8 protein-coding genes are annotated in these 9,488 nt (G+C 43.8%); 5 read left to right on the forward strand and 3 right to left on the reverse strand.

The annotated features are described in order from the left end of the window. The first annotated feature begins 138 nt into the window (after positions 1–138). Positions 139–2,487 (forward strand): PAS domain-containing protein, encoded by a 2,349-nt coding sequence (locus tag NWQ57_RS16520; RefSeq protein WP_306023266.1) that lies wholly within the window; start codon positions 139–141, stop codon positions 2,485–2,487. 66 nt (positions 2,488–2,553) lie between these two features. Here NWQ57_RS16520 and NWQ57_RS16525 read toward each other — a convergent pair whose 3' ends face one another. Further along, the gene (locus NWQ57_RS16525) at positions 2,554–4,122 is read right to left on the reverse strand and encodes a carboxylesterase/lipase family protein (protein ID WP_306023267.1); all 1,569 of its coding nucleotides are present in this window, start codon (positions 4,120–4,122) and stop codon (positions 2,554–2,556) included. Between the two features lie 92 nt (positions 4,123–4,214). Then, complete coding sequence (locus NWQ57_RS16530; RefSeq protein ID WP_306023268.1) at positions 4,215–4,721, reverse strand: DUF3087 domain-containing protein; 507 nt, start codon at positions 4,719–4,721, stop codon at positions 4,215–4,217. Between the two features lie 314 nt (positions 4,722–5,035). Here NWQ57_RS16530 and NWQ57_RS16535 point away from each other — a divergent pair, with 314 nt between their 5' ends. From NWQ57_RS16535 to NWQ57_RS16545, 3 genes are read left to right on the forward strand one after another with little or no spacing between them, the layout of a single operon-like run. After that, positions 5,036–6,049, forward strand: a complete 1,014-nt coding sequence (locus NWQ57_RS16535) for an extracellular solute-binding protein (RefSeq protein ID WP_372340932.1) — start codon at positions 5,036–5,038, stop codon at positions 6,047–6,049. 3 nt (positions 6,050–6,052) lie between these two features. Next, positions 6,053–7,696 (forward strand): iron ABC transporter permease, encoded by a 1,644-nt coding sequence (locus NWQ57_RS16540; protein WP_306023269.1) that lies wholly within the window; start codon positions 6,053–6,055, stop codon positions 7,694–7,696. After that, positions 7,696–8,778, forward strand: coding sequence for an ABC transporter ATP-binding protein (locus tag NWQ57_RS16545; protein WP_306023270.1), 1,083 nt, complete (start codon positions 7,696–7,698; stop codon positions 8,776–8,778). The genes NWQ57_RS16540 and NWQ57_RS16545 overlap by 1 nt, the downstream gene beginning before the upstream one ends. A gap of 54 nt (positions 8,779–8,832) precedes the next feature. Here the strand turns inward: NWQ57_RS16545 and NWQ57_RS16550 are convergent, their stop codons facing one another. Beyond that, positions 8,833–9,243, reverse strand: coding sequence for a TerB family tellurite resistance protein (locus NWQ57_RS16550; protein ID WP_306023271.1), 411 nt, complete (start codon positions 9,241–9,243; stop codon positions 8,833–8,835). A gap of 82 nt (positions 9,244–9,325) precedes the next feature. On the opposite strand from NWQ57_RS16550, the gene NWQ57_RS16555 reads away from it, so the two are divergent. Further along, entirely contained in the window at positions 9,326–9,466 is a 141-nt protein-coding gene (locus NWQ57_RS16555) for a hypothetical protein (protein WP_306023272.1), read from the forward strand. Positions 9,467–9,488: the final 22 nt, after the last annotated feature.

The raw sequence follows: 9,488 nt of genomic DNA on the forward strand, positions 1-9,488 counted from the left end.
TTTTAGATATAAAAACTAATTTTGGGTTTTTAGCTACACTTGATCTAAAGCGATCATTTTGATTCGCCATAAACCGACTAAAAGTGAAGGTCGTGTTGACGTTTTTACGCCTTTAATTTTGCATTTTTAAGGTAATACATGATGACCAGCCCCATCCGTTTTTTTGACAACCTAGCGTATTTGTTTATTCAATGTGACCCTGCTTTTAAAATTAAGCATTGCAACGCTTTTACTCTGCAGGTAGTAGGGCTGAATAAAAACGAATTATTGGGGCACCCTCTCGTGCAATATTTTCATGTTGATGATCAAGCAAATGTTCAAGCGCTTCTCGATTCTGGTCACGACCTATCTACCTCAAATCAAACCCATCGTTGGCGAAAAGCCGACGGCAGTTTTTTGTGGTGCCAGTGGCAACTGGTACCCGATGAAGATTCAACTGACATCTATTTTATGGGAGAAGATGTTTCTGAACCTAGACGCATAAAACGCGCATTGGAAGCGCTAGAGACCGTAACCGATACCGGTTATTGGGAAATTGATTTAGATACCCATTATTTGTATTGGTCTGACGTGGTGCATCGCGTGCATGAAACCGATCCCAGTAGCTATCGGCCAAAGCTCGAGGATGGCATTAACTATTACCAACCAGACTGCATCCAAACTTTAAAAGACGCCTTACAAAACTTAGAAAAAACCGGCCAACCCTACTCGAAAGATTTAAACTTTATCACCAGCCAGGGCAAACAACTTATTGTTAATGCGACCGGCTTTTCCGAAAAAATGAATGGTCGGGTAGTCAGAAACTATGGAACATTTAAAGATTTAACCAAACAAAAAGAAGACGATATCGCTCGTCAGCGCCTCGAGCAACGGGTTATTTTAGCTCTTAAGGCGGCTAAAATAGGCGTATGGGAGCTAGACCTACTCTCCGACACCCTAATTTGGGATGACCGCTTGTTTGAAATCTACGGTATAAGCCGTAAAAATTTCCGCGGTAAAACGCAAGATTGGATTGATAGTATTCACCCTGAAGATGTGGAGAAAGCACAAGCCGCTTTATCTAAGGCAATAAGCACCCATACTTACTTTGAGCATAAATTTAGAATTGTCACTGAAGCCGGTGAAACTCGTTACATACTGGGTTTAGCGGATTTTATTTACGATGAAAATAACAGTCCCATCAAAGCCACGGGGATCAATATTGATGACACTGACGCTGAAAATACTAAAAACGAGTTAACCTCAACGTATGAAGCGGCTCAAGAAAGTGCAAAATTGGCACAAGTGATGGCTGAAAAAGCCAAAGCTGCCGACAAACAAAAAAGCGTATTTTTAGCCAACATGAGCCATGAAATTCGCACCCCCATTTCAGGAATTTTAGGCCTAGTGACCTTGTTACTTGAAGATACTCGAATTAGCGGATTAGAGCCTCACGAAAAACAGCATTACTTGCGCTTAATTAAGAGCAGTTCAGAGCATTTACTCAGTATCATTTCAGACATTTTAGACTTTTCTAAGATTGAAGCAGACAAAATCATCATCACCCATGATGTTTTTAATTTTAATGATCTTACTGAAAACCTGATCACTGATTTTGCTCGGCGCGCGGCAGAAAAGCAGATCGCCTTTCATTATAAAACCAATGAAGACAAACCCATAAAGCTCATTGGTGACCCCCTAAGACTCAAGCAAATATTATATAACTTACTCGGAAATGCCCTGAAATTTACTCAAGAAGGTAGTGTAAATGTTGATGTGCAGTTAAGTACTCATGAAGATGATACCGCCACGCTGGTGTGCACGGTAGTTGATACCGGTATTGGCATTGCTAAAGACCAACAAAGTTTGCTGTTTATGCCTTTTTCACAAGTGGATTCAAGTGCCACCAGAAAATCTCAAGGTACCGGTTTAGGTTTGTCTATTAGCCGTAATTTAATCGAATTAATGAATGGCACCATCACAGTAGAGAGTGAACTAGGCAAGGGCTCACGATTTACCTTTTCAGTACCACTGGGTTTGAGCACACCAATTGCACAGACCAGCGATATCGACGAAGAAACTAGTCCAACAGCGACTGTATCAACGTTATGTGAAGATTGCATAGCCTTAGTGGCCGAGGATAATGAGATAAACCAAGTGGTGATTGAATCTCAACTATCTAAGCTAGGAATAAAGAGCGTCATAGCGGGGGATGGCGAACAAGCATTGGAATATCTGGCGCGGCAAGCTGAATTTAATTTTTCATTTATTCTTATGGACTGCCAGATGCCGAAGTTAGACGGTTTCGAAGCCACACACATCATTCGACATCATCAGCGTTTTAACAAGGTTAGAAACATTCCTATTATCGCCTTAACGGCCAATGCCATGGTAGGAGATAAAGACAAATGTATAAAAGCGGGCATGAACGACTACTTAACTAAGCCTGTTAATATTGCCATGTTAAAACCCACAATTTTAAAAATCTTAGGAAAAATCAGCCAATAATAAAGCGGTTAACTTGGTCAATAAACCAAGGCCAACGACCTTGGATGTCGCCCTTAGTTTAGTGGATTAAAAAGGATAGTCTTGCCACAAAGTTCTTACGGCTTTGTTTGGATCTTTCAGCTCTTTTGATTGCGTATCAAACCTCAATGTTAGACGCTCTGTTTGATTATAACGGCCCCACTGTGGCTGGGACGTTTTGGCAAACAGAAGCCATTGCGTTTGCATAAGCGTACTTAGCGTTTCAGGAGGCTGCTGGCCGACAAAATTAGCCGCCTCTTCGCTGTGTATCGTGCCAAAAGTAAAAGGTACATCAACAAAATGCCCTGCGCCGAGACGGCCATCGTAGGCAGGAGATTGCCAAGAAAAATTGTATTTCCACACTGGGTTGCCCTTGTTTGATAACAGTTCAGCAATGCGTAGCGCTGGCACTCTAAAGGTATAGTCAGACTGAATATCAGCATAAATATCCCCGTGCGAGGCATCATCAGTTTTCTGATACACCTTAGCGGCCTCGTTACCTAGATGTAAATCCCTCAAAAATAGCGAAACCTGATCTTCCCTAATTCGGTCTATTTCACCGCCAGGCACTAGATATAGTCTCGACTCTTGGTCAGTGCTACCAACAATAATGGGCATAGATGGATTGGCGTTATTGGCTAAATTAACCATCGGTGAGTTCAGTATGAGCGCTTTATCAATTACCGGTAAAAATGCAGTACCACCCCACGACAACATGCCCCACTCGCTTCTATCGGTAATGCTATTACCCATGTCAACCACACCTGCCACGAGCGCGTCGAATTTGACGCTAGATAAGCCCTCAATAGTAGCTGGTACCTTGAGTTTACTTGCAAAAACGTGACTGACTTTAGCGGCTTGCGACTGAGTCATCGCTTGCATGGGCGGACTTTGCATAATCGCTTTATGAAATAGGCCATTGGCTTGTTTAGTGCCGAGTAAAATAGCCACACTGCCCGCACCGGCAGATTGACCAAATAAGGTCACATTAGCAGGATCACCGCCATAGTCTTGAATATTGTCTTGTACCCACTGCAAAGCGAGGATTTGATCCAAGATGCCTCGATTGTCTGGTGCCCCTTTAATATGCATAAACCCATCAACACCCACTCGGTAATTAACGGTCACTATCACGACGTTGTGCCGTGCGAAGTGCGAGCCATCATAGGCTTGTTCAGCGGCATCCTCACGAATAAAGGCGCCACCTGGTAGCCATACCATGACAGGTAGCGCTTGTTGGGTATTAATGGCTGATGCAGGTGTCCATATATTGACCGTCAAATCACCGGGGGCACCAACTAGGGTGGTCGTTTTACCTCGGCTCGGTTGTGGAACAGGCTGCGTCATTGTTCTCGCGTCATAACGCTCACTCCATGCTTCAATTGCCTGAGGCGCTTGAAAGCGACGAGCTTCAGTAAAAGGGTTTTTAGCGTAAGGCAGGCCGTAAAATGTCGCAACATTGCCTGCACGTTTGCCTTCTACTTCGCCCAACTGAGTACTAATAACGATGGATTCACTATTGGTCATGGCTGCGCCTGCTATCGCTTGGTTACAAAAAAATAATACAAAACTGAGTGGTGCGCAGCACTTAAATAGCTGGAGTAAACGTCTGGTCATGGTGATGTCCTATTAATGTTGGTTACAACAATCAGCTTCTCGCTCGATTATTGACGGAAATTTTTTAGGCGGCTTCGCGCTGCTTGCTCGAATCAAAATTGTTTTAACATCGCCTCACGGTAATCATCGGCATTGAGACTAAGGTGGTATTTAGCCGCTAGGTTATCCAGCTCAACTTGGGCAATGGCTAAGTCATCCATGATGATCGTATTGTCGTCCAGTTGCCATAACAAACGGGAGCCAGCGTAGCTGTATTGCATCGCGATTAAGGCATCTTTATTACCTGTTTCAGCAGCCACTTTGAGCTTAGAGAGTTTTCTGGTTATTTTGTTCAGTGCTTTTTTAAGCTCCCATACATAAACCACTTCGGTCATAAAATCATGTGATCGGTAGGTATTCAACAGCCAAGCAATGGCGATACTCGAACACAATACGCCGAGTGCGTTCCAATGGAAATGGCTCCCACTTTCATCAGGAAATAGAGCAATAAGGCTTTGTGAAATAACTAAACTGCCGAGTAACAAAGCGGCAATACAACTTACAATAACGATGTTTAAATGGCGACGGTAACGAGATTTATCAATTTTAATAAGCTGCATAATGACCAACAGTAACAGAAACCCAAAAGACGGGGCACGATTGTAACTAAAGCCTTAGTGCTTCTGTAAAATATTTATCACTATGGAAACACAAAAAAGCCAGCAAACTCTTTTTTGATGTTTTTTAAGGTACTTGCTATAGGGCGTATCACCTGTTTTGATTTCGCTAAGCCCTTTGAAATAATTGAGTTTTGTTAACTAAGGAGGGCAAGGTTACATATTTTTACAAACAAGACTCACTAAGGGTTGCCTTTGAACTTAATGAGAATTATTATCAATTACTCTTTGGTCAATAATTTGGAGTTCATGTGAAGCTGTTCGTTGCTTTTAGTATTATCACCACCACATTGATAAGTATCGTTACGCCAGTCCAGGCTGGGGAAGTCAACGTCTACTCTGCCCGTAAAGAAGCATTAATCAAACCCTTATTAGATAAGTTTTCTAATGAAACAGGCGTAAAAGTCAATTTGGTTACTGGCTCAGCGGATGCCTTGATTACACGTATGCAAAATGAGGGGCAATTTAGTCCAGTTGATATCCTCATTACCACTGACGCGGGCCGTTTAGTAAGAGCGAAAAACGCGGGTCTGACTCAGGCAGTTGTGTCTGCTGACATCGATAACATTGTGCCGCAAAATCTGCGTGATACGGACCACCATTGGTTTGGTTTGACCCTTCGTGCCCGCCCTATCATGTATGCACCTGACAAAGCTGATGTCAATGGTTTAAGCAGCATACTCGACTTAGCCAAACCCAAATATAAAGGGCAAGTTTGTATTCGTTCCTCAGGTAATATCTACAACCAATCAATGATTGCAGCATTGACAATTGAGCTTGGCGAAGAAGCTGTAGAAAAATGGGCCAAAGGACTGGTGGCCAACATGGCAAGATCGCCCAAAGGCGGAGATCGCGATCAAATAAAAGCAGTGGCCGCAGGGCAATGTTCAATCGCAGTGGCTAACACCTACTATCTCGCGGGAATGTTAAGCTCAGACGATGCAAGTGAGCGAGAGCAAGCCAGCAAAGTTAAGGTGTTGTGGACAGATCAAAACAGTTTTGGTACCCACGTGAATATTTCAGGCGCAGCAGTCGCTAAACATGCTCCTAACGCAGAGGCTGCTAAACAACTTTTGGCCTATATGTTATTGCCAAGTAGTCAGCAATGGTATGCCCAAGAAAATCACGAATACCCTGTACATAAAGACGTGCCGTGGAGCGAGTTGATGCAAGGTTTTGGTGAGTTTAACGCCCAATCTGTGTCACTTGACGCAGTAGGAGAAGGTAATGCTGATGCCTTACGACTGATGGATCGCGCTGGTTGGAAATAACCTTTGCTTAGAACACTACAAGCATTAACAGGGCGCACAGTATTATTGATATTGTGCGCCTTTTTGTGTAGCCCTTTAGTCATTATTATCGCCAGCCTGTTATGGCCCGATAGCGCCGCGTGGCAGCATTTAATAGACACCGTACTGTCTGATTATGTATTCAATAGTATTGTACTCACCCTCGGCGTAGGTTGTGGCAGTTTACTGCTCGGTACCGCCACGGCGTGGTGCATGACGCAATATGAGTTTAGTTTACGCCAAGTCATGCGCTGGTTATTGCTTTTACCCCTTGCTATTCCCGCCTATATTATTGCGTATACCTATACTGGCATATTGGATGTATCAGGCCCTTTGCAGTCAACGTTAAGAGAGGCTTTTGACTGGCAATTTGGTGATTATTGGTTTCCAGAAATTCGCAGCCTTGGCGGAGCCATCCTGCTCATGTCTTTAGTGCTCTATCCTTATGTGTATATTTTGGCGCGCACTGCCTTTAGTGAACAATCTCCTCGTTTTAAAGAAGTATCTGCCTTGGCAGGACTATCAGCAAGTCAGCACTTTTATCGCATCGTATTACCTCTTGCTCGCCCTGCCCTTTTTACCGGTGTCGCGCTGGCCATGATGGAAACCCTCGCTGACTACGGCACGGTGGCTTATTTTGGTATCAATACGTTTACTACGGGTATTTTTCGTTCGTGGTATGCCATGGGTAATCAATTATTAGCCATTCAATTGGCAGGGATTCTGTGTTTATTTGTATTGGTGGTACTGGTGCTTGAGCAGCATAGCCGCAGGCGTATTAAGTATTATCAAGCATCCACTGTCATTGACAGCCGTCATGATCGGAAAAAGCTCAGAGGCGCGCAAAATATCACCGTGAGCCTTATTTGTTTTTTACCGGTGTTGTTTGGTTTTTTTATACCGGTATTGCAATTAGTGGTATGGGCCATGAGCCAGCTCGACACGCTATTGAGTGCTGATTACCTCACTTTAGTCACCTCAACGTTTTCCCTTGGTGTTGGTGTGGCAATACTGGTGGTTTGTATTGCTCTGCTGTTTAGCTATCAGCAGCGCTGGGTCAACAACCGCTTCAGTTATTGGCAAATTCGCCTTCTCAGTTTGGGTTATGCCCTGCCGGGCATGGTCGTCGCGGTTGGTGTATTAGTGGTGTTTGGCTTTGCCGATCGTCAGGTAAATCAACTCAGTCACTTAATTAGCGGTGAATACGTTGGGCTGATATTTTCAGGTAGCTTATTTGCTGTCATGTTCGCTTACTGCGTGCGATTTTTAAGTATTGCTTTACAAAATACTGAAGCAGGTTTTGGCAGAATTACCCCCACAATTGATGATGCCGCTGCGACATTGGGTGCGAGTCGATTAAAGACCTTAGTTACCATCCACTCCCCTCTACTTAGAGCCAGTTTATTAAGTGCTTTATTATTGGTGTTTGTAGATGTACTAAAAGAATTACCCGCCACTCTTGTACTGCGTCCCTTTAATTTTAATACCTTGGCGGTACGCACCTACGAACTGGCGTCAGATGAACGGCTAGTGGATGCGGCTCTGCCTGCCTTAACCATTGTGCTAGTTGGCCTCTTGCCTATTTTATGGCTGACAAAAGCACTCGATAACGTAAATAAGGGGTCTTAGTGATATCGCTCAATGATGTTTCTGTTAGTTACACCGCGAATAAGGCAGTGTTAGAACAAGTAAGTTTTTCCCTTGAACAAGGGGAAATTGGCTGTTTACTAGGTCCATCAGGTTGCGGCAAAACCACACTACTACGAGCCATCGCAGGTTTTCACCAACCCCGTGGTGGAGAAATTATTATTGCCGGCCAATGTGTTGGTTCAGCCAAACACAATACACCGGCTACTGAGCGCCAAATTGGCATGGTGTTTCAAGATTACGCCCTCTTTCCACATATGTCAGTGGCAGACAACATTGGCTTTGGTTTAGCCGCCATGAACAAGCTTGACAAACGTGCGCGTATTAAAGAATGTTTGGCCTTAGTAGAACTCGCAGCCTTTGCCGATAAATTTCCTCACCAACTGTCCGGTGGTCAACAACAACGGGTTGCCTTGGCTAGGGCTATCGCGCCGCAACCGGCCATTATTTTATTAGATGAGCCTTTTTCAAGTCTGGACGTTGAACTAAGAGAACAACTGGCAATGACGGTTAGGCAGCTATTAAAACAGGTGAATATCACCGCTATTGTGGTCACCCATGACCAACAAGAAGCGTTTGCCATGGCCGACAAAATTGCCGTACTTGAAGGCGGTAAACTGCAGCAATGGGGCAGCGCCTATGATTTGTATCATCGACCAGCTACCGCCTTTGTGGCCAAATTTATTGGTGAGAGTGTGTTTTTACCGGCAGCCAAACGTGATGATGCAAGTTTACATACCGTCATTGGCGATTTCGACGCATCAAAAGCACATTTTTCTGACACTGCTGATCTTAAAAACCAAGAGTATTTTTCATTATTAGTGCGTCCTGATGACATTGAGCACCATGATGCGAGCCCCTTTAAGGCCCGCATTATCAAGCGGGTATTCCGAGGCTCACACATACTCTATACCCTCGAGCTTATCGAGAGTAACACCCATTATCCCCAGCGCTTATTATGTTTAACACCCAGTCACCATGATCATCAGGTGGGCGAAAATTTTGGTATTCGCTTACAGCTAGATCACATGATTGTCTTCCCGTTTACTGATTTGGATCGCTGAGGTTAGAGCCGGAGAAGTCTGGCTGAATTTAGCCAAAAAAATACAATGCCAGGATCAGGATATCGGCGTTGCAGAATCAAATTCTTCAACCTGTGCCATTAGCGATTTAGCCAAGACACGATTAGTCAAAAAAGCCAATAATTCGACCTCTCGTTCGCTGCGCTCCCCATCTATTCCGGTCAGTGTCATTGCCACTTCTAGGGTTTTGTTTGCATTTTGATTTAAGTCGTCACTGAGCTTGCGAATAAAGCCCTGGCAATCATCGTTATCAACCGCTTCACGGGCACGAAATATTGCATCAGTCAGAAACGCCGACTTGGAAATTGTACTTCCCCAATCCAGCTCATCGATGACGTGATCTAGGTAGTCTTGTTCGCTCAAACTGACTTTACCATCCACCTGATAGAGTAAAACGGATAGTTTAATTAATGCCTCATTGAAGCCTTGTTGTTCGGTTAATTGCATGTGTACGCCTTCTCTCATTATTCATTCATCACATTTCAAATCGAATAAAACGTGTATGTGTACAAAAAATAATAGAAATTGGATGAATAGTTTAAAAATCGAGGATAAGACAATTACACAACACGAAGGTTGCATCATATTGTTTAAAAATGCAGGTTTATTGCTCCCCCTTTTTGGGGCAGCTTATGGTGATGAAATAGCCTACAAAAAACAACCAAGCTGATAACCGTACATCTGGATTAACC

The sequence above is a fragment of the Paraglaciecola sp. genome, assembly GCF_030730205.1.
GTDB lineage: Bacteria > Pseudomonadota > Gammaproteobacteria > Enterobacterales > Alteromonadaceae > Paraglaciecola.

Coding starts and splice junctions, on each gene's coding strand:
- NWQ57_RS16555 (WP_306023272.1), top strand. CDS start 9,326: ATGAATAGTTTAAAAATCGAGGATAAGACAATTACACAACACGAAGGT.
- NWQ57_RS16525 (WP_306023267.1), bottom strand. CDS start 4,122: ATGACCAGACGTTTACTCCAGCTATTTAAGTGCTGCGCACCACTCAGT.
- NWQ57_RS16520 (WP_306023266.1), top strand. CDS start 139: ATGATGACCAGCCCCATCCGTTTTTTTGACAACCTAGCGTATTTGTTT.
- NWQ57_RS16530 (WP_306023268.1), bottom strand. CDS start 4,721: ATGCAGCTTATTAAAATTGATAAATCTCGTTACCGTCGCCATTTAAAC.
- NWQ57_RS16550 (WP_306023271.1), bottom strand. CDS start 9,243: ATGCAATTAACCGAACAACAAGGCTTCAATGAGGCATTAATTAAACTA.